The following is a 1,269-nucleotide window of genomic DNA, read 5'->3' on the forward strand; positions in this document are numbered from 1 at the left end:
CACAGTTTGCGTTCCCCGCAGTTCGGGCAGGCCCGCATTGGGTTCGGCCATGACCGGGCAGGCGCACACGCCCAAAAGCTCGGCAACCACAGGCTCCATCTGCTCCGGGCCAAGGCTGCAGTTGGTCCCCACCACGTCCACACCCATGTTTTGCATGGTTTCGGCAAAAATGGCGGGGGTTGAGCCAGTAAGGCTCACGCCCTGCTCAAACGTCATGGAAACCATTACGGGCAGGTCACAGACCTGCCTGGCGGCCACTACGGCAGCCCTGGCTTCGGCCAGGTCGAACTGGGTTTCAATAAAAATAAGATCAGCGCCGCCGGCCACAAGCCCTCGGATCTGCTGGGCAAAAACATCAATAAGCTCGGCAGGCTCTACAGGCCCCAAAGGCTTGGCAAAGTGGCCGGTAGGCCCCACGTTGCCCGCCACGAAGACAGGGCGTCCCTCCGGGCGCGGCACATCGGCCGCAGCCGCGCGCGCCACCGAGGCCATGCGCTTGTTAAAAGAAAAAACATCAAGCCCTTTCGGCAGCTTGTAGGCATTGCCTCCGAATGTGCATGATGTAAGCAGGTCAACGCCCGCCTTGAGGTAGGACGCATGGATGCCCCGCAGGATGTCGGGATTTGCCATGCAAAATTCTTCCGGGCTTGTACCTGCGGGAAGACCGGAGGCCTGAAGCATGGTACCCATGGCGCCGTCAAGCAAAAGAGGGCGTCCCGAACCGAGCGCTTGTCTGAAAGTCATGAATGCCGCCACCTTGGCCGTCATAGTTTACTGGAAAAAGCAAGCCTTTCCCGGCTGCCGCGCAAAGCCCGTCTTTGCTTTCCAAGCGTAATGCCTGTATGGTATGCAAACGTTCCGGCAGCTGCGGGTTTTCCACAGGAGCGGAAGCCGCGGGCATGTTCATCAAAAAATGATGGCCTGCGCAACCAGCAAACTGTCCTGAAAATCCCGGTCCGAAAGGCCGGGCGCGACAAGCCCGCCGTAACGGCCGCACCTGCAATCAACGGACGGCTGTTCTTTGCCCCGATGAATAATATTGAAAAGAATAAACCAAAACTATAGCATACAGACATTGCAGCGCTTTTGAAAGCGCCAATGCCTGAGTATGGATAAAATGAAAAAAAATAGCAAGATAACCCCGAGCAAAACCAAGGCAGCAGCAGCGGCAAAAGGCAAAAAAACCGCGCTTCCGGTGGAGGTTGTCGCGCCTGAAGCCACTCCCCCGAAGCCTTCCGCCCCGGCAGGGGCAGCGGCCGGCAAGACGCG

General features: G+C 58.2%; 2 protein-coding genes. Both read right to left on the reverse strand.

What is annotated here, in order from left to right:
- Positions 1-744 (reverse strand): homocysteine S-methyltransferase family protein (locus tag V6C07_RS04805; protein ID WP_333535231.1); only part of this gene is annotated, 744 nt, incomplete at its 3' end.
- 20 nt (positions 745-764) lie between these two features.
- On the reverse strand, positions 765-1,269 hold a 505-nt coding region (locus V6C07_RS04810), incomplete at its 5' end, for a hypothetical protein (protein ID WP_333535232.1).

The organism is Desulfovibrio sp. 1214_IL3152 (genome assembly GCF_036763055.1).
Classification (GTDB): Bacteria; Desulfobacterota; Desulfovibrionia; order Desulfovibrionales; family Desulfovibrionaceae; genus Desulfovibrio.